Below are 23227 nucleotides of genomic sequence, written 5' to 3' on the forward strand. Positions count from 1 at the left end.
TGGTTACCGGCCTCGTTCTCGCAGCACACGGTCGATCTGGCGCTGGCTATCCCGCCGGGCGATAGCCTCACGCTTGTCATATTGCTTCTTGCCGCGCGCCAGGGCGATTTCCACCTTGGCTCTGCCACGCTTGAGATAAAGCGTTACCGGAATCAGGGTATAACCTTTCTCCTGGATCTTTGTCGCCAGCCGGTTAATCTCCTTGCGATGCATCAGTAGCTTGCGAGGACGCAGGGGGTCGTGGCCGTGGTAAGGCCCGGCCTGTTTGTAATCGGCAATATGGGTATTGAGCAGCCACAACTCGCCGCCCTTGATCTGCACATAGCCATCCCGCAAGTTGACATGCCGGGCGCGGATAGATTTGATCTCTGAGCCAACCAGCACCAGACCCGCCTCGAATGTATCTTCTAGGAAGTAGTCATGACGGGCCTTGCGGTTAGTGGCAATAATTAGCCGGCCATCATCTACCTTTTTAGGAGTCATTGCTTTCTGTCACCACTGGATACGTTGCATCGATATACTCAATAGCCGCTGCCAGCCAGGGATCATCGGCAGGGCCGAAGCCATCGGCAGGCAACTCAACCGGAATATCCGGCGAAATGCCCGTGCTGTTCAAGGCGATCTCGTCAGGGGTGTACCAAGCGCCATAGGTGATACGAAGCTGCGAGCCGTCGGAAAGATCATGCACGAGTTGCACCGAGCCTTTGCCAAACGTAGGCAGGCCGACAAGCACCCCGCGCTCACGGTCACGGATCGCACCAGCTACGATCTCAGAGGCGCTGGCGCTACCGCGGTCAATTAACACCACCAGCGGGATATCTTCAGCCACATCACCAGTGTCCGAGTAGAACACACGTGGTTCCTTGAGGAGAGTGGTGCGCTGGATCGCTACAATACCCTGCGGTAAAAACAGATCGCTGACACTGATTGCTTCATCCAGCAACCCGCCCGGATTGCCGCGTAAGTCCAGAATCAGCGCGCGCGGATTCTGAGCAAGCAAACGGGTTAGCTCGGCTTCCAGTTGCCGGGTTGCGACACCATTGAAGCGGAACAGCGCCGCATAGGCGATCTTGCCCTCAAGCATCTCAGCGCGAACCGTTGGAATCTGGATTTCGGCCCGCTCAACATCAACCTCAAAGATCTCGCCAGTTTGCGGTCGGAAGATTCGCAGCCGCACCGTTGTCCCCAGAGGTCCACGAATCAGAGCAGTGCCCTCGGCCAGAGTCAGATTCTCCAGCGATTGGCCATCAGCGCTCAGGACAATGTCGCCTACCTGCAATCCTGCCCGGCTTGCCGGTTGATCAGGGAAGGGATAGGCGATGTAAAGCTGGCCGTACTCGTTCAGGTTGACATAGGCGCCAATACCGCCGAAGACACCTTCAATATTTTCACGCTCAACTTCGGCAATGCTGGGCTGAACAAACGCTGTGTGAACATCACCCAGCGTTTCCAGCATTCCCCTGATGGCGCCGTAGGTCCGTTCGACAGTATCCGGGACATCATAGTAGAATTCGCTTTCCACATAGTCCCAGACTTCCCAGAAGACATCGAATCCCTCCGGGCCGCGCTGAACAGCGACATCCGCCGAAACACTGCCGGTCCCAGCCACAAAGCCGGCGAAAAACCCACCCGTCGCCACAACGACCAGTGCCAGCACAATGGCAATAATCTCCCGGCGGCTGCCCAGACGTGGTAGCTCCAGAACCTCGGTGTCGGATGGCTTGGATGATCTGGCGTTATTCATACCGCTAAACCTTTATTCTGCAATCCGGGACTGAAGCTGCCGGATAGCTTCGTCCAGCTCAACGTCGCGCCCGTCTTCGGCGGGGATCATGCTGATATCGGGTTCCAGCCCCTGTCGATTCAATGGGGTACGGTCCGGTGTCAGCCATTCGGCGGAGGTGATGTGGACAGAGGAACCATCGGATAGCGGGAAGATCAGCTGTACCGATCCTTTGCCAAACGTGCGTTGGCCAATAACAGTTGCACGGTCATTATCCTGCAACGCCCCGGCGACCAGTTCAGCGGCGCTGGCCGTACCCTGATTGACCAGAACTATCATCGGCAAAGCAACATCCAACCCGCCATCGCCGGCTGTATACGTGCGTTCGGCCTCCCGTGTCTTTTCGATGACAATGACACCGTCATTCAGGATTTCGTCAGCGGTGTCAATAGCCTCCTTAAGCAGGCCGCCAGCGTTATTGCGCAGATCAAGAACCAGTGCCTTCACCCGCAGCGCCAAGAGTTCATCGAACGCCTGGCGCAACTCCTCAGGAGTACGACTGGTGAAGCTCTTGATCTGGACGTACCCGATCCGGGGGTCTTCGATCAGGGTGCGCCAGATAACGGAGGGTACCGTGATGATCGCAAATAGGACGGTGTAAGTGACTTCCACGTTGTTTTCGCGTTTGCGAACACGGATGTCAACACCATTGCCTTCTTTGACCTCACCGCGCAGAGCACGGACTATTTCGTCAAGACGTGTGCCCGGCGTAACCGCCTGGCCGTTGATAGCCAGCAGAATATCGCCTTCCTCCACCCCGGCAGCCAGGGCAGGGCTGTCGGGATAGGGATACAACACGTAGCTCCCCTCAGCCGCATATTGCACGTCAACGCCGATTCCGCCGTATTGTCCGGCTAACGCATCAGACTCGTTGCGGGTCACAGGGGGATCATTGAACAACGTGTAAGGGTCATTAAGGGCGTTCAGTGCGCCTCGAATTGCTGCATACTCAAGCGTCCGCTGCTCCGGAAGTTCTCGCAGGTAATAGCGTTCAAGCAACCCCTGCACTTCCTGCAGAAGCGCGTATTGCTCAGGGGGATCGGCGAGCGCCAGACCTCCGGACGTAGCAGGCAACAGGCTACCGCGCAAGAAGAAACCTGCTACGAAAGCGGCCAACAGCGTAATGCCAATTACAACTCCCTTCAGGATCGGCAGTACCCATAACGCAACCCAACCTGAGCCACGAGAACCCATAAGCCCATACCCGACTATCTCGAAAGCACCCCGCGCAGTTTCGAATTCTAGCACAGAGTATCGGGATAAACGACCCTGTGTGCAGGACAATGCTTCAGCGGAGAAGAACACTTGCCTGGCCGAGATTTTTTGGGTAGCGTCATAGGTGGATTTATCGGAGCATTAATGCACTGGCGAGGCGCCATCTATGGATGCTACAAAGGGCCTGATCCTGATCGCTGATGACGAGGAGAACATGGTGCAGTTGCTCAAACGTCTGTTTGAGCACGATGGATTTCAGGTAGAGGCAGTATCAGATGGCATGTCCGCGCTGCAAAGAGCGGTGGACCTGCAGCCCGAACTTATTCTAATGGATGTGATGATGCCCGGCTTAAACGGCTTCGAGGTCATCAAACAGCTGCGCCAGAGCAAGCCAACAGCGCGTATCCCCACAATCTTCATCAGCGCCGCAGCTAAAGAACCCACCGACATTGTCCGGGGGCTTGGGCTGGGAGCGGATGATTACGTTCTGAAGCCGTTTAATCCCCAGGAACTACTGGCACGGGCGAGAAGCAAGATTCGCGCCCGCCAGCTGGAAGAAGACCTGGAACGCCGGAACAAAGAGCTTGAAGCGCTGGTACGGGTAGGCCACGAATTCAACCAGCGTCTCAAGCTGGACGATCTCCTGGATTTGATCGTTTCCGTGTGTGCGGCTGAATTGCCGGCGTGTCAGGTTGCCTTCTGTCTGCTTGATCAGCAATTGCAGGTGACCGATTGGCGAGCGTTACACCACAACAGCGCCTACAAGAAAGCTGATATCCAGGCGCTAGTCGATCACACTGAATCCATTCTGGGCTGGCTGCTGCAGGCCGAATCCTCAGTGCATATCGCCGACATGCTGCAGAGAGATCCTTTATTTGAAGGTTGCCGCTCGCTGATCGGCACCCGCATTGTCCACCATGGCGAACTCCTGGGACTCATTGCGCTTGGGTATGAGACACCGGGCTGTTATGATGAGGGGCACCTTCGCCTGCTGGAGTCTATTACCGGTCAGGCGGCACTGGCCATCCGAAATGCCGAACTCTATGCCGAACTGCGTTACTATGCCCTTAACCTGGAAAACATGGTTGCGGAGCGAACGGCGGAATTGCGGGCCGCACAGTCCCAGCTAATCCGTTCGGAGAAACTGGCTTCTCTTGGCCGCCTTGCAGCAGGCATTGCGCACGAAGTCAACAATCCGCTACAGGCGATCCGCAACTGTCTCGAACTGGCTATCGAGGATATTGACGCGCACAGACCGGTGGACAGAGAGTTGTTGACTGTGGCTGAACAAGACGTCGAACGAATCCGGCGGATCGTCAGCCAGTTACTGGATTTCTCCCGGCGGGGTTCGAGTGACCTCAGGCCGCTTGAGGTTGGCGAGGCTGTCCGTTCAGTGTTGCGCCTGGTTGACCGCCAGCTTGAGCGTTCCAACATCAAACTAGTCACCGAGATCAACAGCACAGCACCCGTGCAGATCAATGAAGACCAGTTCAAACAGGTGGTTTTGAACCTGCTCCTTAATGCTCAGGAGGCGATGCCCGCTGGAGGAACCCTGTGGGTCAGGGTCGAACAGCTCGAAAGCGAAGTCCTCATTTCAGTAACTGACACAGGTATTGGCATCCCAGAGCATGATATGCCCAAGATTTTTGACCCGTTCTTTTCAACCAAAGTGGATGGCACCGGCCTGGGTCTGGCGGTCAGCTACGGCATCGTTGAAGGGCACGGTGGACGGATCGAAGTCAGGAGCCGGGAGAATCACGGCTCCACATTCACAGTCAGGTTGCCCGCCTATCGACAACCATAGCCACAACCGGCATCAATTGAGCAACAACCAGGTCGCACGGAAAGCGGTCTGCTCCAGTGTTTGCCCAGCGTAGGCGGCGGCGTGATCAATCGAGGTCATAGCGCCGAGCAGGGTATCATCCCGTTCACAATCGATCAGTATGGCGCCAACCGCGGCAATTTCCTCCTGGGCTGAGACACCATACCGGGCAGCAAGCCCCATCGCGGCATCCAGCGCGGCAGGGATATCGCGTCCTACCGGCCGGCAGACGCGAAGCAACAAAGTTGGCACATTGTCCCACGCCTCAAAACTGACAGCAGCTGGCCCACCCAGTTGAGCAGTCGCGGCATTGGCTGCCGCCTGAGCTGCGTCCAGTACCGCTTGTACCGCACTGGAAGGCTCCAGAGCCAGCTGGGCAACCATCGGAACCTCAGTCGCCGGCATCTGTCCTTGCTGGCGAGTGTTCTGCACCAGAAGCACCCCACCCACAGCCACGACAACCACCAGAAGAGTCAACAACACACGCCGGAGTATGAGCGTGCGTCGGGGTGCCTTTTCCGCGGTCACCTTGGGCGCGACAGCGGCAGCCTCTTCTACACCGCGCGTGGCCGACCATTCGGTGGTTTCAAGCGCAGCCAGTTCCTGGCTCCCGGCTTCTGTGTCTCGCTCAAAGCTGTGAATGAGCACATCCGCACGGGTATCATCAAAGAGCATATCCGCGGGCTGCTCAGCCACTGATTCAGTGAGGAAGTCCGGCTCTGTAACCGGGGCAGGAGCAACGCTCTCAAACTCAGCGGTAGCAGCAGCGCCGTATCCAATGGCACCGGCCTCTACCTCCGGCAAGGGAGGATAAAGCTGGTTAAGCTTCTCAAGTTGCTGAAGGGCAGGCTGGTAACCAGGGTCAAGATCAAGCACCTTCGATAGCGCATGGCGAGCATCTTCTGGATTGGTCACGGCATTAGCCCACAACCACCAGGCATCAGCACTCGGCTGGCTCATCAGGATCGGCTGGAGGATCGCCCGCGCTTCTTCAAGCTGATTTTGCCGGATCAGTTCATAAGCTTGCTGTAATTTGTCCTGGAAGGCGTCTGTCATTTGCATCTGCTCCCCCACCGCGGATAGAGCCATCAACCAGGATTATACTCCTGCTGCAAAAATGCACGCCATCGAGATGCACCCGGCAGGAGCCAGTGGTGATCAGGGTTTTTGCCCCCAGTGTACAGCCATTGTACCAAACATGAATGTTTTGTACCGGACATTCAGGAGGCCGGCACCTGTCATCAGGTCGGCCAGTTCCTGCGGTTCCTTGAACGACCTTGTACTATCTGGCAGGTATGTGTAGGCATCTGATGCACCAGCTATGAGGCGCCCCAGTAGTGGAATCACATGGCGCAGGTAAAACAGCAGCAGAGGGCGCAGGGCATTGCGTGGCGGCGGCGTAGTATCCAGCGCCACCACCATTCCGCCTGGCCGGGTCACCCGGACTTGCTCGGCCAGACATGCCGGGAGATCTATCACATTCCGCAACAGGTAACCGGATACCACAGCATCGAAGGTGTCAGCGGGGTAGGGTAGGGCGAGAGCATCTGTCTGACACCAGTGGATCCGATGACCCTGGGCACGCCGTTGGCCCACCCGCATCATAGGCAAAGAGAAATCGGCGCCAACGACAGTCAACGTGGGAGCCAGCGCCAGCGCTGCGAAGGCAATGTCGCCGGTACCTGTCGCCAGGTCGAGCAGGCGGCCATCAGGCGGGAGCGCTGCTTTCTCGATAACGAATCGCCGCCAGCGCATATCCTGTCCAAAAGTCATCAGGCGGTTCATCCGGTCATAGCGGGCTGCAATTCGCCCGAACATCGCCTGAACGTATCGTGCGCGTGCCTCCCCCTGTAGATTTGCCATAGCGCTTTTACTCCACACCACGCCAGCGATTGAAGTGGCGTTCCAGGGCATCAATCACAAAATACAATACCAGTCCCAGTAGCGCCATGGCCATGATCCCGGCATACATTTCCGGATAGCGTAACGCCTGCCAAGTCCGTACGACGATGTAATAGCCGAGTCCGCTGCGCGTGGCGTACGTCTCGGCAATAAACAACACGGCAATAGCAGTACCAACTGATATGCGGAGTGCCGTCAAAATGGCAGGGATTGAGGCAGGAATATACACAAAACGGAACAAAGCACGTCGGCCAGCTCCCAGACTGCGCACTGAGTAGATCAACTCCGGTCGCAAACCGGCGGCTTCGTCGCGCACAACGATCAGGATCTGGAAGAACAAGACCAGCGCAATCAGCAGTATTTTGGCTCCATCGCCTGAGCCAAACAGCACCAGAATAACGGGCAGAAACACAATCTTTGGGATAGGGTGCAGCAGGCCAATCAACGGCGAGAACAACTGATTAAGCGACTGGATTTGCCCCAGCTCCAGCCCAATCGGTGCTGCGAAGAACACTGCCACGACAATCGCGGTCAAGACCCGTACGGCGCTTACCAGGAAGTGCTGCCCGAGTTCGCCCAGCGGTATGGGCAGGTAAAAATCCGGGACCACGGGGCTGCCAGCGCTCGCAGGCACAAAGAACTTCTCCACAAACACTGGAAGCACCTGCCATGGATACGGCAAAATCGGCCGGTTCACCACAGCAGCCAGCAGAACCCAGCCGATCAGGAAAATCCCCACACCCCATAGTGTGCTACGCCAAGTCCAACGCATCAGGCAAGCCCCAGCATGCGACGAATCTGATTTGTCCGGCTCAGGAAAAGGGCGGAATTGCGGTAGTGCAACGTCCCGGCCTCCGGATTAGCTACCACGGTGGTGGGCGCACCGTTAGGCGGCATCGTCAGCACCAGAATGTTGCGCCCCATGAATACGGCTTCCTCGATGTTATGGGTCACGATGACAGTAGCGATCCCAGTCTCCTGCTGGAGCCGCATGACCAGGTTCTGCAGATCCTCACGAGTAAGCGCATCCAGCGACGAAAACGGTTCATCCATCAGGAGTAAATCCGGTTCCAGGACAAGCGTGCGGGCAATGGCTGCACGCTGGCGTTGACCACCAGAAACCTGGCCGGGATATTTGTCAGCCTGATCGGCAATGTTCAAGCGCTCCAGCCAGTGTTGCGTTCGCGCCTCTGCGTTACGCGGGTCATAGTCGCGCGGGGCATGCTTGCCATCCGGGCCGTAAAACCGCCGGATGCGCAGCCCCAGTTCAACATTATGCCGGATTGTTGCCCAGGGCAGCAGACCATAGTCTTGCAGGATCAGCCCTGTTTCCGGGCGTGGCCTGGTGATGATCTGGCCGCCAACTCGCACGGTGCCGGAGATAGGAAAGCGCAGCCCCGCGATAAGGTAGAGCAGCGTGCTCTTGCCACATCCCGAAGGCCCAATAATCGCCCAGGATTCGCCGTGCCCGACGTGCCAGGTGAAACTGTCGAATATCGTGACACCAGTTGGATAGCGGAAGACTAGATCGGTAACCTGGATCATGGGCAGCAGCGTCAGATGGGTTACCCCGCCGGGAAAGCGAGAGGTGTCCGGCGGGGCAACGCCATAGTGTTTGGGGCCTATTCAGGCAGGAAACTGGGGTCAACGCTGGTCGCGTAGGGCGCTGGCTGCGCAATAATCCCGCGCTCAAGGAGCCAGTCATTGACGTCGTCCCAGACGCTCTCGCTGGTGATTTCACCAAGCGGAAAGGGCGGGATTTCGTACGTGTTCTGCACGCTTTCCGGAACGCTAATGTTATCCAGCCAGAGCTGACGATAGCTATCCGGATCAGCATTGAGCGCCTCAACCGCCCGGTTCCAGGCCCTCAGGAAGGCACGGATAGCCTCCGGCTTTTGCTCGAGTACGATGTTGCTGAAGCTAAGCACACTCTGGCTGAGCTGCTGACCGGCTAGAGCGGTGTCATCCAGCACGTTGATGGCGCCCGCCTGCATTGCCGCAGTAGCCAGAGGATCGGGCAGAACCGCCGCTCCAAGCTGGCCTTCCATCATGAGATTGAAGCGGGTCGGGATGGCAGGTACTGATTCATAGACAATATCGCCCGTAGAAAGACCGGCGCCGCGCAGCAGGCGATCTGCCAGATACTGAATCACCGTGTTCTCGCTGATGCCAATGGCGACGCCAGCCAGGTCAGCAGGGGTCTTGATGTTGCTTCCTGGCGCAGCCAGGATACGGAACAGGGGGGCATTCTCGCTGGCACGGCGGGCTGTCGCCACGATGCGAACCGACAGTTCGGCTGCCGCGTTTGTGATAGCCGGGCCAATAACATCGGTCAGCATGCCGTCCACATCACCGGAGACCAGCAGTTGCTCGCGTTCCAGCGCGCTACTGGCGGGGACAAACTCCACCGTGACGCCTTCCTCAGCAAAGTAACCATTCTGCTGAGCGATAAAGAAGGGCAGAACATCCAGAACCGGGATGTAGGCAACGCGAAGATCGGCTGCTCCGCCAGCGGCTGCCACAGTATCCGCGCCACCTTCCACCGCCGCTTCAGTAGGAACCGACTCTTCCGCCGTTGGGGTAAGAGCAGGAGAGGTCTCAGTCACTGCTGTCTGGGGGGCGCCACAGCCAGCTAGTGCAATGAGGAGCAGAAACAGGCCCAGGAACAACAGGATGAATAGCTTCCGCATAAGGTTCTCCTTACGACGTTGCAAGCACTGGAATGTTCGTAGCCAGAAGTGTGTGCGAGCACTCCGACCATGCTGGTGAGTATTCAATGCTTTCGAATTGTTCTAAATGATACAATCGAAGTCCATTCTAGCGCGGCGCAGAACTGTCCGCAATTTCGGCAGATAAGAACACGGTGAGCAAACCGTCCTGTTGCTCACCGTGTTGTGTCAGCAAAGAGGCGTGCCGACGCGATCAGAACGCCCCCAGCACCAGCGCCGCATTCTGACCACCCAAGCCAAAGCTGTTGGACAGGACAGCGCGCAGACGGGCGCTCCGCGCCTCATTGGGCACGTAGTCCAAGTCACAGGCTGGGTCAGGCGTCTCGTAGTTGATCGTCGGATGGATGACCTGATCCACCAGCGACATTACACAGGCAACGGCCTCAACAGCCCCGGCGCCACCGAGGCAGTGGCCGATCATGCTCTTGGTTGAACTGACGGCCAGGTTATAGGCCTGTTCGCCAAATACACGCTTGATAGCATGGGTCTCGATGGCATCATTGGCCTGGGTGCCGGTGCCATGCGCATTAATGTAATCGATCATATCCAAAGGGATATGGGCGTCTTCAATGGCCCAGCGCATCACTCGCTGGGCGCCCATGCCTTCTGGATCGATAGCCGCCACATGATAGGCGTCCGAGGACGAGGCGTGTCCCAGTACCTCAGCCAGGATGCGCGCTCCCCGTTTGAGGGCATGCTCCAGAGACTCCAGAACGAGGACAGCGGCCCCTTCGCTAAAGACAAAGCCACAACGGTTGGCGTCAAATGGGCGGCTGGCCTTCTCCGGCATGTCGTTGTAGCCAGTCGCCAGCACTGTCATGGCCTCGAAACCGGCGATCGCGTAGTCGACAACCAGCGCTTCAACACCGCCCGCGAAAACCACATCAGCACGGTTAGTCCGGATTAGCTCCGCACCATCGCCAATACTCTGCGTCCCCGCAGCACAGGCGGTAGTCTGGCAGGACAGGGGACCGGTCGCATTCAATTCGCGGCTGACATAGTGGGCTGGCATGTTGGGCAGGCCATTGATCAGGCTGAACGGACTTGGCTTGAAGCGATACTCGCTGGATTTGTAGCGGTACGTACTCTGCTCAATCACCTCATGGCCGCCTAACCCCGTTCCGATAACAACACCGGTGCGTTCACTGATAGCGGCGATATCTTCGTGAGTCAGTCCAGCGTCTTCCAGCGCCATCCGCGCCGCAACCTGAGCCATCTGGGATGATCTTGCCATCCGCCGGGCTTCTTTGAAGTTGATGTATTCCGTAGGGTCAAAGTCAACCTCACCGGCAATCTGGACGTTGAGATGGGAAGGGTCAAAACTACGGATCCGCCGGATGCCGGAGCGACCCGCCTTGAGGTTCTCCCAGAAGCTTTTGACAGTCCCAAGCGGGGTTAACGCCCCTAACCCTGTGATAACCACACGCCTGCGGCCATTACGCAAGAGTTCCATATCGTTCTCCCGATTTCGTGCCGGAGTTACCCCTCTTCTGCTGAGAAGTGCTCGGCCTGACTGCTCACCTGATAGGCAGCCACTCCCTCGCGGATGGCGTCAATGATCTGGCCGGCAACTGCCTGTCTGGCCTGCCGAACAGCATTCTTGACGGCAACTGCTGTGGAGCGCCCGTGACCAATAATAACAACACCATTCACCCCCAAAAGAGGTGCGCCACCAACTTCAAACGGGTCAACCTGACGATAGACTCGTCGAAACGCTGGCCGGCCCAGCAGGCCGCTCAGCTTTGAGCGCAGGTCGCCGGCCAATTCCGCCTTGATCAGTTTGAAGAGGAGATCGCCCATAGCCTCCAGCGACTTGATAGTGATATTGCCCACGAAGCCATCCATGACGACCACTTCAGCTGCGCCGGCCAGCATCTCTTTGGGTTCCACATTGCCAACATAGTTGAGACTGCTCGCTTCGAGAAGCTTGGCGGCATCCTTGATCAAGAGGTTGCCTTTGCCTTCTTCTTCGCCGTTCGAGAGTAACGCCACGCGGGGAGCACGAAGCCCCATAGCGCGTTCCGCATAGATACTCCCCATCACAGCAAATTGCAGAAGCCATTCCGGCTTGCAGTCGGCATTGGCGCCGATATCCACCAGAATCCAGCGCCGTCCGCCAATCGTCAACAGTGTTGTCAACGCCGGGCGTAACACACCAGGAATGCGATGTAACGTGCGTAGGGTGGCGATCGCCAGGGCGGCGCCGGTATTACCACAGGTCACAAACGCATCAGCCTGGCCAGCTTTGACCAGATTCATCCCTAAATGCATGGAAGACCGGGGTTTGCTGCGGGCCACCACGCTCGGTGTGTCCGTCATTACAACTTCCTGCTCAGCTGGGACAACCTCGATGGAAAGGCCACGGGTGTCATGTTGACGAAGTTGCTCCTCAATTCGCGCCTGATCTCCGACCAGAATGATTGTATCGGAGAACTCGCGAGCAGCGGCTACTGCCCCCGCGACATCGGGAACAGGACGGTTATCGCTGCCCATGGCATCGACAACTATACGCATCGCTACCTCACTTTTCTGTGGGTCAAACGTGCTGCCTGCATCGGCGAACAAACCGCATATCTGCTCGCATTGTACCATGCTGCCGTAGTGAACCAGTAAGCGAAACCGCTAGGTATCTGTTTCGGTTGAGACTGGACGCAGGGTTGTCCGGACGTCCGCCAGCCATTCAAATGGAGAAGGGGGAATCTGCACAGAGTGCAGCTGAGGGATGAGGCACAGCGCATAGCCAATTCGCATTTCAACTGCATTCGATACATTGCGAAACCATTGACTCCGACAATTCCACAGGTATAATCCAAAGTGGTTTGCCCTGGTGGCGGAATTGGCATACGCGGCAGGTTGAGGGCCTGTGCCCTTTGGGCGTGGAGGTTCGAGTCCTCTCCAGGGCATTAGCGCAAACAGCTCAGGCGGTCGACGCCGGGCTGTTTTTTGTTGCTTGCGTTGTCAGGTAACACCCTGCAAAATCAGCAGCAGGGTGCATTGCTGCCGGGAATGCCATCAGTGGGGTGCAAACGACAATGAGCAACAGTCTGCTCAAACAGATCGACGATCTGCTGGCTGCCCGCGAGATTAAGAAGGCCGAGGTAGCTATTGCCAAGCAACTGCGGGCGGAACCACCGTCGGATGTGCGGGCCGAGCTATTGCTCCGGCGTGCCCGCGCCCGGCTGATCGGGCAGTACCCTGATGACGCCCTTGAGGATATCCAGACTGCCCGCGCCCTGGTTCCCGAATATGCCGATTCACCTGAGGTGCTAGAGTTGCTCGGGGATGCCTACTTCGCCCGGTTTGAGCTTTCGCCGGTCGGATTCGCAGACCGGGCAGACGCTGAGCAGGCGCTCACCCTGTATGAGCAGGTATTGACCAAATATCCGGACTACCCCAACAGCGGCTGGGTACTGTACCAGAAAGCTCGTGTCCTGCTGTCCGCCGGTGACACAGAGGCTGGCAGTCGCTGCCTGCAGGAGGCGCTCCTCAAACCCAGCCGAGTGAATGCCCTGACCGCGCTATGCTACGAACGCCTGGGCTTCATCCACCTCTTCGATCGCCGCGACCCAGCGGCTGCGCTGTCCTTCCTGGATAGGGCTGCTGTTACCTATCCGCCCGGCGAACCGGAAAGCTGGCTGGGGCAACTGCATCTCTTGCGCAGCAGGGCGCTAAAGGAGCAGGGAAAGCTGGACGAGGCTCTGGCGGCTGCAGAACAGGCACTGCAGATTATGGCAGGGCTGGGTGCAGAAATGCGTGGAGGGCAACAGGACGCCCACCTTACCCTAGGAGAGATTCTAGCTAATATGCCCGGCCAGGAAGCTGAGGCGGTCTATCACATCCAGCAATTCCTCCAACTGGGGAAGAAGCCGCTTGGCGTAGACGTAACCTGGTCACGGGCCAACGAATTGCTGGGGGATATGCTGTTCCGGTTGGAACGGTATGATTCAGCTATTGAAGCCTACACCAGCGCCCTGAACTTCAATCCGTATCATCCCTGGCAGGCATCCGTGTATTATCAGATTGCCCGCTGTCACTATCGGCTCCGTGCTTACGAAAAGACTATCGCCACCATCGAGCGCATGATCCAGGCGCTGGCGGAGGAAAACCAGGAGATCACGGATTACCGCGTATTCCATCTACTGGGAAACGCATACTTTGCCCTGGAGCAATTCGCTGCAGCGGTTAATGCCTACAAGAAGGCGGTCAGCCTCGCTCCTGCCCATGCTGAAGACCGAGACCGCATTGAAACGTACTTGCGCTTTGCCGAGGAACTAAGCGCCAATATCTGATGCGCCGGAATCATTCCGGCTGAGAGAAGGGTTTCCAGGGCGAAGTCTGACAGGACTGATAATCGGCCCCAACTACTACAGTGAAATCGGTAGTTACAGCGCTATCGGTCGCCAGCAGGATGTCAGCGGCTGATAACCCCAGCGCCGCCTGGATAGCCCCCCGACTGCTTTCCTTGACCTGTCCAGTGTGATCGTAGACCACCGTTTGCGCAAAAGGCGCGCTGCTCGGTCCCTGTGGGAAAGCCAGCAAACCAGCCCACTCAAGCTGCGCGGCGGCGAGCAGGTCGGCACCGTTCAAGCCGGATGCGTTCAGCACGCTCACCGTTGCCCGTTCACCGTTGAGGTGGTTTTCGACAGGTGGAGTCAGAAAGCGGTTCAGTGTCCGGGCAAATGGCTCCGGATCAATGACCAGGACACTGGCACCGTTCGGCGTCCGCCAGAGGTTGACTTCGTCCAGGCCTAAAAAGTGGCTCTCAACCCGGCCTGCATCCAGCCCCAATACCAGCGGGACAAACGCCAGCGCCTGGTCCAACGTCACATCTGTTTCCAGCGATTGCCTGAGGGTATCCCAGATCACTGGCAGGTTGCGCGGCAGATCGCTGCTCACAGCCTGACGCCAGAGCGCACGCAGAACAATCTGCTGCCGCCTGTTGCGCTCAAAATCACTGCTGTCCATGCGCTGGCGGACGTACCACAGAGCCAGCGAACCATCCATGTGATGAATGCCTGGTTCAAGATGGAAGGGAACCCAGTCAACGCCATTGGAAGCCAATCGATACCCCGATACCAGACAGTCAACTGGCACGGTGATGCCGCCCAGCAAATCGACCAGTGCCTTGAATCCCGTGAAATCGACACGGGCAAAGTGATCGATGCGGATGCCCAAGTTGTATTCGATTGTTTCCGCCAGCAAGCCCAGCCGGTGGCTGGAGTATTTCGTCTGTAGCTGGTGCAACTCCGCGGTGTTGATACGATCCATACCCCAGCCGGGAATATACACATACAGATCGCGGGGGATAGACAACAGGTTCACCGTCTGTGTCGTGCGGTTAACCGATACAATAACCATGACGTCTGTCCGGTATGAGCCGGTCGTCTCAAGGCGATCGCTCCCCAGAACAAGAAAGTTCACCAGATCGTAATGATAGTGCTGCGGGAGCAGGCTCATTGGCGGTGGCGCATCTGGCGGGAGAGTGATCTGCGGCACAGGCGTGGCAAGGATATGAAGGTCTTCGACAGTCGGGATAACAGCAGTTGCTGGCAAGACCAACGTCGGTGCGATCGTCTGGGGTGGAGTAGGGGGGAATGATGCTGTCGGAAGCGCTAGCGAGGTGGCCGTTGCTGCAAAAGCGACCCGGCGCGCTTCACCCGCCCTAGCGCTTACAACACTCTGCGCTACCAGCCAGCTGCCGCCGAGCAGCGCCAGCAGAAACACGATCGGCGCTATGTAGATCAGGGGGTGATAGCGCCGCTGCGAAACAGAAGGATCATTTGCCATATTGTGCGTGTGCCGGTATTTGGCGCAGGCATCAGGCCCGCGATAGAATGAACTCCCTAACCGGCGATCATTGTAGCAGCGGTCGGGTCAAAGATGAAAGAAGAGCTGGTTGTCATTGGTGGTGGTTTGGCTGGCACAGAAGCGGCCTGGCAGGCAGCTGAGGCGGGTATCACAGTACGCCTGTACGAGATGCGACCGCACAGAACCACCCCCGCCCATACCACCGATATGCTGGCAGAGCTGGTCTGCAGTAACTCTCTGGGGTCGGATTTGCCGGATCGTGCTTCGGGACTCCTCAAGGCTGAACTAAGAAAGTTGGGGTCGCTGTTGCTCCGTTGCGCGGATCAGACTGCTGTGCCTGCTGGTGGAGCGCTGGCGGTCGATCGAACCGCTTTCGCCAGTCTGGTGACCAGGACGGTTACAGAACATCCCCAGATCACGGTCATCAGGGAAGAGATCACGCACATTCCTGACCAACCATGTATTATCGCCACTGGTCCACTGACCGCACCTGCGCTAGCCGCGGAAATTGCTCAGCTGGTCGGCGATGAATATCTCTATTTCTATGATGCCATTGCGCCGCTGATCTATGCCAGCAGCATCGATATGAACATTGCCTTTCGCGCCAGTCGCTATAACCGTGGCGTTCAGGAGGAAGGCGACTACATCAACTGTCCCCTCACTGAGGAGGAATACCGCCGCTTTGTTAACGAGCTGAAAACGGCGGAAACCATCGCCCTGCACGATTTTGAGCGTGAAGATCCGCACTTCTTTGAAGGCTGTCTCCCGGTGGAACAACTGGCCAGTCGCGGGGATGACGCACTGGCTTTTGGCCCGATGCGCCCCATCGGAGTGATCGATCCGCGCACTGGCAAGCGACCTTATGCCGTCCTGCAGTTGCGCCAGGATAACCTGGCCGGTTCCCTCTACAATATGGTGGGATTCCAGACCAACCTGCTATGGGGGGAACAGAAGCGCATCTTCCGCATGATCCCTGGTCTGGGTAGCGCTGAATTTGCCCGCTATGGGCAAATGCACCGCAACACGTATCTGAACGCTCCTCGTGTGCTGTTGCCAACCATGCAGTCTCGCGACCGGCAGGACCTGTTCTTCGCCGGCCAGATCACCGGTGTAGAAGGTTACGTAGGCAACATTGGTACCGGCCTGCTGGCAGGAATCAATGCCGCCCGCCTTCTCAAAGGTGAGCCAGTACTGACGTTGCCGGAGGAGACGATGCTTGGTGCGCTGTGCCACTACGTCGCGCATGCCAGTCCCCGGGACTTTCAACCGATGAAGGCCAATTTTGGCCTCTTGCCCGCCCTTGAAGCGCCGATCAAGCACAAACGCGCCCGGTACGAAGCTTATGCAGTACGTGCCCGCGCCGCACTTGAGCGTAGCCTGAATGCACTGAACAGCGACCTGACGCCCTGAACACCTGAAGTAAGCCGGCGCAGCCTGGTCTATAATAGTTGTGGACTACGCCGCAGTTCACACGGGAAAGTGCGGGCCATGACTGAACTGGTTGACTGGCTGCAAGATAACCTCGCCACACTGGTTGAGACGGCCTCAAGAAGGCTTGCTCAGAGCGAGAGCCTGCGCGCCACTGTCATTGAAGCCACTGAAGCATTTTACGATGGCTTGTTGCGCACCATGCGTCAGGACAGTCCTCTGCCGCTGAACCTGATTCTGCTAGATTGGGTTGAAGCACGCAGTGCGCCTACTGATGATGACGATCTGACAGGCTTGCTACCTGTACTGGAAACACTGAAACAGGTGACCTGGGAAACCCTGTGTGCTGCTGCACCACCGGATCGTCTTGTCCAATGGCTGACTGACCTTGAGCATGTTTTCACAGGGGCGGCTGCCTACCTCGTGAAGCTGGAAACTGAAGCCTTGCTGCAGGATACGCGGGCGGAGCTAAACCGCGCCCTGCTAAACGTAGAGCGCCTGAACAAGAGCAAGTCGGACTTCATCGCAGTAGCAGCTCATGAGTTAAAGACGCCGCTCACCCTGATCGAAGGATATACCGATATACTCCGTGCTGAAGTCCCAGGAGAGAATGCCCAGCGCCTGGCGCTGTTGCTGGAGGGTATTTCCGCTGGGACCACGCGGCTGCGCGAGATCATTCAGGATATGATTGACGTGTCGATGATTGAGATGCGCCTGCTCAACCTTCACTACCAGCCTGTGTGGCTAAGTCATTTACTGGAAATTCTGGAATTCGAGCTGGCAAAACTGCTCAAGAATCGGACGCTGTCCCTTCACATTGACCGCGACTCGGTTCCCCGGGAACCAACATATGCCGACCCGGAAAGGCTACTACAGGTCCTTTACAAGGTTGGGTCAAACGCTATCAAGTACACGCCGGATGGGGGGCACGTCCGGATTCATGGCCGCAGCCTGCCGGGGTTCACCGAGATCATCATTCAGGATACAGGCATCGGAATTGATCCGGAGGATCTACAGCGTATCTTTGAGAAGTTCAGTTCGATTGGCGATGTCGCGCTGCACTCCAGCGGCAAGTACAAGTTCAGGGGCGGGGGACCAGGCCTGGGCCTGGCGATCGCAAGGGGTATCATCGAGGCACATGGCGGAACGATCTGGGCGGAAAGTCCGGGCTATGACGAGCAAAAACTGCCGGGCAGCACATTTCACATCATGGTCCCCATGCGCGATTCCCCGCCGGAGGCGATCCGAGTTCCCGGCGAAGAAAACGCCGCGGCAGACTGGTAGACGCCGCGGTGCAAAGCCCTCCGGTGAGGCCAGTGGCATGGCGCAGCGCCCAATAGAAAAGGTACTGAGAACTGCATGACTGATTTGCACGATGGGCATGACACTGATGGCAAACAGCAGGAAGAAAAGGGCTTTCTTGTAGGTGTGCATATCAAGGGCAGCCGGCCACTCCTTGATGTGGAAGACTCCCTGGATGAGTTAAGCCTTCTGGCAGCTACCGCCAATATTAAAGTGGTTGGGCGCACATACCAGCAACTGGACAGGCCCCATCCGGCTACCCTGATCGGCTCTGGCAAACTGGAGGAAATTCGGGAAGCGGTGGCAGCCTCAGGAGCAACAGTAATCATCTTCGATGATGAACTGAACCCGCGCCACCTGCGAGAGCTGGAAAAGGTATTTGGCGAGCAGATCAAGGTGATCGATCGCTCCGCGCTGATCCTGGACATCTTCGCCCAGCATGCCCAGACTCGGGAGGGGGCGCTGCAGGTGGAACTGGCCCAGCACGAATATCGCTTACCGCGGCTGACGCGCCAGTGGACCCATCTAGCCCGGCAGACTGGCGGCGGTGCGGCAAGGGCCGGAGGTGGTGGTGTCGGTCTGCGCGGCCCGGGTGAGACGCAACTGGAAGTTGACCGCCGCGAAATCAGTCGCCGGATTACCCAGCTGAAGAAAGAGCTGGAAGCAGTGCGCGCCCATCGCAGCCGGCATCGCCAGCAACGACAGGAGGCTGGCATCCCCGTTGTTGCACTGGTAGGGTACACCAATGCCGGCAAATCCACACTCCTGAACGCGCTGACAGCAGCTGATACTTACACAGCGGATAAGCTATTTGCCACGCTGGACCCCATCATGCGCCGTATCACGCTACCAGGTGGCAAAGAAATTCTCTGCTCAGATACTGTGGGATTCATCCAAAAGTTACCTACCACGCTTGTAGCGGCGTTTCGGGCTACGCTGGAAGAGATCGCGGAGGCGAGCTTGATCCTACATGTTGCCGATGCCAGTCACCCCAATGTGGCACAACAGATTGAAGCAGTCGAGGATACACTGGCTGAACTGGACCTACCTCCTGTTCCTCGAATTCTGGTTCTGAACAAAATCGATCTGCTGGGCAAAGGCGCTCCTCCTCCTGAAATCGATACCTACACCACCGCCGAATACGAAGCCGTGGTACCGCTGTCAGCCATCACCGGCACGGGACTTGATGTGTTAATCAAGGAAATTGAACGTGTTCTCACACTCAGCATGAAAACCATCCGTGTGCTCATTCCCTATGCACGCGGCGATCTGGTTTCCTATGTGCACAAACATGGCGTTGTGCTGCGTGAAGAACACACGGAAGATGGTGTGATACTCACTGCTCAGGTAACTCTGGAAACGCTCGCCCGCCTTAGCGCTGTTGATGTTGTACAGGAAATATCGCATCGTAGTCCGTAACCCCTGAAAAAGACAACCAAGATGCAAAAGCTTGCTGAACGACTCAACCGATCCCAACGTCTGGGACGCCTGATCAGCTTCTTCGCCGGGCGGCTGGCAAACTATCGCGGTGCGCCGATTGTGCTGGGCATCCTACTGGTTCTTGTCAGCCTCGGCATCCAGATAGTAGCTGTGCTTACTGCGCTCAAGGGGTTGCTGCTGGCCGGGATAATCGTCCTGCATCTTGCCATCATCATTGCGTTGCTCGGTGTATTGCTGGCAGAACCATTAGGCAAGGGGTAGATCGCAGAATCCCCATGACCTGGCAGGAACAACTGGCAGCCATCATGCTCGATCACACAACTGGCGCCACAGGCCTTGCTTTGGCCACAGCAGAGGCGCTGTCAGCGTTTCTTGATGAGGATACATCCACCTCTCTCCAGGCGCTGACAGGGTTGTTGCAGACCATTGCCCAGCAAATCCTGACAGCGCAGAGTGGCATGGCGTCGCTGGTGACGCTGTTCAATCAGACCTTTTTCGCGTTAGATTCAGCCAGTACCCTTGAGGAAACCAGACAGCAACTCCGCGCTCAATTAAAGCTCTTCCGGGAAAACCTGGCCAAGAGCCAACAGAGTTGTTCCCGTCTAGCAGCGGCGTTGATCGCGCCTGATACAGCAGTCATGACGCATTCGGCTAGTTCGACTGTAACTGAAGCTCTGCTACGAGCCACAAAGCAGGGATGTGCCCTCCGCGCTATTGTCACGGAATCACGGCCTCTGTATGAAGGCCGCCAACTATCTGAGCGCTTGAATGCAGCAGGAATTGAGGTAACAGTAACTATCGATGCAGCAGCGTACGCCAACCTGATCACTGCTGGCATCGTCCTGTTGGGTGCTGATAGTCTGACCCTGACCGGCGTGGTCTCGAAAATCGGCAGCGCGGGGATCGCAGTTTGCGCTCGAACACTGGGCGTCCCATGCTACTTCCTGGCGGATCTTGCCAGAGTCTGGCCGGCTGCGTTGGGGGAGCAGCCCATTCACGAACGTGCAGCCAGTGAGGTCTGGCCGGAAGTGCCTGGCGGTGTCCGCGTGCAAAATCGGTATTTTGATCTAACCCCCTGGTCAGCAGTGTGCGGTGTAGTGACAGAAGAGGGTGTGCTAACCCCTGAGCAGGTACAGCATCTGTGCCTCGAGCGCGAAGTTCACCCACTGCTTCAATCGGCTATGGCTGTTGTGCGAAGCTCGCTTTAGTGCAATACCGATAAGGCTTCAGGCTGACTCTTTGCACGGAATCGCCATATATGCAGATAGACTATCGACCTATAATTACTTCAAGTGAAATCGAGCAAACGGTGGATCTGCATGGGCAAGTCTGGGGAGCAAGTGATCGCGACGCGATCCCTGCTCATGTTCTCCATGCCATCAATCATGCCGGCGGATTGCTGCTTGGCGCCTTTGACGGCTCACAGCTTGTGGGATTCGCCCTGGCTTTTCCCGCCGTACTTGAGGGCGAACTGCTACTGTGGTCTCATGCAACTGGCGTGTTGCCAGCCTATCAGGGCAGGGGGATTGGGCGACAATTGAAGTGGTTACAGCGGGACTGGGCGCTGGAGCAAGGGTATAATTGCATTGGCTGGACTTATGATCCGCTTCAGGCGAAGAATGCCAACTTCAACATCGCAGTCCTTGGTTGCATCTGCAACCGCTATCTTGATGATTTCTATGGCGAAGTTGACGATGACCTGAATCGAGGGCTGCCTACCGATCGGTTTGAGGTGCGCTGGTGGCTCAGCACTGAACGAGTTTGGCGCTGTGCAGCAGGTGCAGCGCTGGCGCTAGACATGGATGGCGTGACACCAGTGCTGGTGCAGACTGCCAGCGGTGAGCCTGGTCAGATAACGTGGCCTGCTGGTGAGACAACGGTGGCAGTTGAGATACCTGAGCGGATTAGTCAGGCGCATGGGCAGAGTCTGTCACATGCACTTGCCTGGCGGATGGCCACGCGCCAGGTATTTCACAGGCTCTTCGCTATGGGTTATGTCGTGGAAGGCTTTGTCAGAAGCCAGAGCTGCCCTGTGCACTGCTACTATATCCTCCGCATGGCAACATAAGGCTGCATCTGGGCTTTGCACATCGGAAGCTTACCCGCAAGAATAGTGTTGTTGTCTGGTGAAATCGGATGGCAGAGACTGCATCAAACATCCGGGAAAGGAGGCTGCATTAAATTGGGTGAGCACTCAAGCGTCCAAGCGTCATAGCTGCGCGACTATAGTTTTCTTGGTCCAAAAGGAGGAATTCCATGTTCGTAGACCGTAAAGCCTGGCTAACCGGATTGTTGGTAGTCGCTCTGCTCCTTGCATCGCTATCGGCGGCGGTAGCCCAGGGGCCAGAACTCCCTGACCTAGAAGGGCGGGAAGTGGTTGTCGCTGTCGAAAACGCCTACCCACCGTTCAATTTCATCGGTCAAGATGGGCAACCGGCCGGCTGGGATTATGACGTCTGGCAGGAAATCTGCCTGCGGCTGAACTGTGTGTCAGTCATGGAGGAATGGGCCTGGGACGGCCTGTTTGAAGCAGCCGGCGCAGGCGAATTCGATGTTGCCGCCGATGGCATCACCATCACGGAAGAGCGAGCGAAGATTGTCGCTTTCTCTGATCCCTATATGGAGTACGGCCAGACGTTGCTGGCGCGCGCTGATGAGGATCGTTTTGCTAACGCAGATGAGTTTGCCGCCGATCCCTCGCTGCGAGCTGCTGTACAGCAGGGCACAACGAATGAACTCGCGGCCATTGATCTGGTTGGGCCAGAGCGCGTGGATAGCTACGAGGACTTTGGCGTGGCTGTGCAGGCGCTGCTCAGCGAAGATGCCGATGCGGTCGTCATCGACACGGTAGCCGGTATCGGCTTCATCACCCAGAATCCCGACCAGCTCAAGTTCGTCGGCGAGCCGTTCACCAGCGAATTACTGGGCTTTATCTTCCAACCCGGATCAGACCTGGTGGAGCCGGTCAACGCCGCCCTGTGGTCGATGCGTCGCGATGGGACACTGTGGGCGCTGTATCAAAAGTGGTTCGAACCGGGTAAGGAACCAGAAGTGCTGCCCGACCTGGGTGGGCGCGAAGTTGTTGTCGCAGTAGAGAACGCCTATCCACCGTTCAACTACATCGGCGAAAACGGAGAACCCGAAGGCTGGGACTACGACGCCTGGCAGGAGATTTGTATCCGCATCAACTGCGTGCCGGTCATGGAAGAGTGGGCCTGGGACGGCCTCTTTGAGGCTGCCAGCGCAGGAGAATTCGACGTTGCGGCGGATGGCATCACCATCACGGAAGAGCGAGCGAAGATTGTCGCCTTCTCTGAACCCTACATGTACTACGGGCAGGCCTTGCTGGCCGTAGCTGATGAAGATCGCTTTGCCGATGCCGAGGAGTTCGCCGCTAATCCCGAACTCCGTGCCGCTGTCCAGCAGGGCACCACGAACGAACTCGCCGCTATTGAGCTGCTGGGGCCAGAGCGTGTAGATAGCTATGAAGATTTCGGCGTGGCTGTCCAGGCATTGCTCAGCGGCGATGCTGACGCAGTTGTCATCGATACCGTTGCCGGCATCGGGTTCATCAACAACAACCCCGGGCGGCTCAAGTTCGTCGGCGAGCCTTTCACTTCTGAGGCGCTGGGCTTCATCTTCCAGCCAGGCTCGGCGTTGATTGAGCCGGTGAACGCGGCGCTGCGCTCAATGCGCGTGGATGGTACCTTCGCCATCCTGTATGCGCGGTGGTTCGAGCCTGCAGAGTAGAGTCATCGAACTTTCGAGGACAGGGAAGGGCAGGGGGGTAACCTCATT

At 57.4% G+C, this 23227-nt stretch carries 20 protein-coding genes and 1 tRNA gene; 10 read left to right on the plus strand and 11 right to left on the minus strand.

What is annotated here, in order from left to right:
• Positions 1-3 precede the first annotated feature (3 nt).
• Genes smpB through HPY64_08515 form a run of 3 tightly spaced genes read right to left on the minus strand, consistent with a single transcriptional unit; the run spans position 4 to position 2977 of the window.
• Entirely contained in the window at positions 4-483 is a 480-nt protein-coding gene (smpB, locus tag HPY64_08505; protein ID NPV67171.1) for an SsrA-binding protein SmpB, read from the minus strand.
• Complete coding sequence (locus tag HPY64_08510; GenBank protein NPV67172.1) at positions 473-1744, minus strand: S41 family peptidase; 1272 nt, start codon at positions 1742-1744, stop codon at positions 473-475. Before HPY64_08510 ends, smpB begins: the two co-directional genes overlap by 11 nt.
• A gap of 12 nt (positions 1745-1756) precedes the next feature.
• On the minus strand, positions 1757-2977 hold the full coding sequence (locus HPY64_08515) for a S41 family peptidase (GenBank protein ID NPV67173.1): 1221 nt from the start codon (positions 2975-2977) through the stop codon (positions 1757-1759).
• Between the two features lie 187 nt (positions 2978-3164).
• Between HPY64_08515 and HPY64_08520 the strand changes: the two genes are divergently transcribed.
• Entirely contained in the window at positions 3165-4802 is a 1638-nt protein-coding gene (locus tag HPY64_08520) for a response regulator (GenBank protein NPV67174.1), read from the plus strand.
• 12 nt (positions 4803-4814) lie between these two features.
• Here the strand turns inward: HPY64_08520 and HPY64_08525 are convergent, their stop codons facing one another.
• The 7 genes from HPY64_08525 to plsX form a co-directional block, all read right to left on the minus strand.
• Positions 4815-5909 (minus strand): hypothetical protein, encoded by a 1095-nt coding sequence (locus HPY64_08525; GenBank protein NPV67175.1) that lies wholly within the window; start codon positions 5907-5909, stop codon positions 4815-4817.
• A gap of 69 nt (positions 5910-5978) precedes the next feature.
• Positions 5979-6683, minus strand: a complete 705-nt coding sequence (locus HPY64_08530) for a ubiquinone/menaquinone biosynthesis methyltransferase (protein ID NPV67176.1) — start codon at positions 6681-6683, stop codon at positions 5979-5981.
• 7 nt (positions 6684-6690) lie between these two features.
• A complete protein-coding gene (locus HPY64_08535; GenBank protein ID NPV67177.1) occupies positions 6691-7494 on the minus strand; it encodes an ABC transporter permease in 804 nt (267 codons plus the stop codon).
• Positions 7494-8267 carry an ABC transporter ATP-binding protein gene (locus tag HPY64_08540; protein NPV67178.1) on the minus strand — a complete coding sequence of 258 codons (774 nt, stop codon included), beginning with the start codon at positions 8265-8267 and terminating at the stop codon, positions 7494-7496. Before HPY64_08540 ends, HPY64_08535 begins: the two co-directional genes overlap by 1 nt.
• 77 nt (positions 8268-8344) lie before the next feature.
• Positions 8345-9412 carry an ABC transporter substrate-binding protein gene (locus HPY64_08545; GenBank protein ID NPV67179.1) on the minus strand — a complete coding sequence of 356 codons (1068 nt, stop codon included), beginning with the start codon at positions 9410-9412 and terminating at the stop codon, positions 8345-8347.
• 232 nt (positions 9413-9644) lie between these two features.
• Positions 9645-10904, minus strand: a complete 1260-nt coding sequence (fabF, locus tag HPY64_08550; GenBank protein NPV67180.1) for a beta-ketoacyl-ACP synthase II — start codon at positions 10902-10904, stop codon at positions 9645-9647.
• A 26-nt stretch (positions 10905-10930) separates the two neighbouring features.
• Positions 10931-11965, minus strand: a complete 1035-nt coding sequence (gene plsX, locus HPY64_08555; GenBank protein ID NPV67181.1) for a phosphate acyltransferase PlsX — start codon at positions 11963-11965, stop codon at positions 10931-10933.
• A gap of 307 nt (positions 11966-12272) precedes the next feature.
• On the opposite strand from plsX, the gene HPY64_08560 reads away from it, so the two are divergent.
• A tRNA-Leu gene (locus tag HPY64_08560) sits at positions 12273-12354 on the plus strand.
• 129 nt (positions 12355-12483) lie between these two features.
• Positions 12484-13740 (plus strand): tetratricopeptide repeat protein, encoded by a 1257-nt coding sequence (locus tag HPY64_08565; protein ID NPV67182.1) that lies wholly within the window; start codon positions 12484-12486, stop codon positions 13738-13740.
• A 10-nt stretch (positions 13741-13750) separates the two neighbouring features.
• On the opposite strand, the gene HPY64_08570 is transcribed toward HPY64_08565, so the two are convergent.
• Positions 13751-15238, minus strand: coding sequence for an LCP family protein (locus HPY64_08570; protein ID NPV67183.1), 1488 nt, complete (start codon positions 15236-15238; stop codon positions 13751-13753).
• 93 nt (positions 15239-15331) lie between these two features.
• Here HPY64_08570 and trmFO point away from each other — a divergent pair, with 93 nt between their 5' ends.
• The 7 genes from trmFO (at position 15332) to HPY64_08605 (ending at position 23179) form a co-directional block, all read left to right on the plus strand.
• Complete coding sequence (gene trmFO, locus HPY64_08575; GenBank protein ID NPV67184.1) at positions 15332-16669, plus strand: methylenetetrahydrofolate--tRNA-(uracil(54)-C(5))-methyltransferase (FADH(2)-oxidizing) TrmFO; 1338 nt, start codon at positions 15332-15334, stop codon at positions 16667-16669.
• Between the two features lie 78 nt (positions 16670-16747).
• A complete protein-coding gene (locus tag HPY64_08580; GenBank protein ID NPV67185.1) occupies positions 16748-17971 on the plus strand; it encodes a HAMP domain-containing histidine kinase in 1224 nt (407 codons plus the stop codon).
• Positions 17972-18046: 75 nt separating this feature from the next.
• Complete coding sequence (gene hflX / locus HPY64_08585; GenBank protein NPV67186.1) at positions 18047-19408, plus strand: GTPase HflX; 1362 nt, start codon at positions 18047-18049, stop codon at positions 19406-19408.
• Positions 19409-19429: 21 nt separating this feature from the next.
• Positions 19430-19690 (plus strand): hypothetical protein, encoded by a 261-nt coding sequence (locus HPY64_08590; protein ID NPV67187.1) that lies wholly within the window; start codon positions 19430-19432, stop codon positions 19688-19690.
• A gap of 14 nt (positions 19691-19704) precedes the next feature.
• Positions 19705-20637: a hypothetical protein gene (locus HPY64_08595; protein NPV67188.1), complete on the plus strand. Its 933-nt coding sequence runs from the start codon at positions 19705-19707 to the stop codon at positions 20635-20637.
• Positions 20638-20687: 50 nt separating this feature from the next.
• The gene (locus HPY64_08600) at positions 20688-21497 is read left to right on the plus strand and encodes a GNAT family N-acetyltransferase (GenBank protein NPV67189.1); all 810 of its coding nucleotides are present in this window, start codon (positions 20688-20690) and stop codon (positions 21495-21497) included.
• Positions 21498-21685: 188 nt separating this feature from the next.
• On the plus strand, positions 21686-23179 hold the full coding sequence (locus HPY64_08605; GenBank protein ID NPV67190.1) for a transporter substrate-binding domain-containing protein: 1494 nt from the start codon (positions 21686-21688) through the stop codon (positions 23177-23179).
• Positions 23180-23227 lie beyond the last annotated feature (48 nt).

Source organism: Anaerolineae bacterium, assembly GCA_013178165.1.
GTDB lineage: Bacteria > Chloroflexota > Anaerolineae > Aggregatilineales > Ch27 > Ch27.